This window comes from Mesorhizobium sp. WSM4813 (genome assembly GCF_055811555.1).
Window position 1 is genome coordinate 1 of record NZ_JBVVQU010000167.1, and the last position, 414, is coordinate 414.

The 414-nt window shown below is 61.4% G+C and carries 1 protein-coding gene; it reads left to right on the forward strand.

The features are described 5' to 3' along the window. The coding region (locus AC0L25_RS32520; protein WP_473599200.1) for a transposase at window positions 1-414 on the forward strand (414 nt) is incomplete at both ends.

Genomic DNA, 414 nt, shown 5'->3' on the forward strand with positions numbered 1-414 from the left:
GTTGCTCCGCAAGGCATCGGCCACCTGCCACGTCTGGCAGAGATCGTCGAGGACGAGAGCGCAGACCTGCCGGATCTAGTCCGCGACATCTGCAGCGCTCTACTTGACCAGATCGAACAGTTGAGCAGCCGGCTCGCGGCATTGAAGAAGACCATCGACACGCTGTCCAAGCAAGCTGCAACATCTCGGCGCTTGCAAACCATGCCCGGTGTCGGCCCTATCGCTGCCCTTGCCATTGAAACCTTTGCGCCACCGATGGAAGCCTTTAAGTGCGGTCGCGATTTCGCCGCCTGGCTCGGGCTGGTCCCTCGGCAGAAGTCGAGCGGCGGCAAGCAACGACTAGGGAAGGTATCGAAGATGGGCCAGCGCGATATTCGGCGGTTGCTCATCATCGGCGCCATGGCCGTGGTTCGA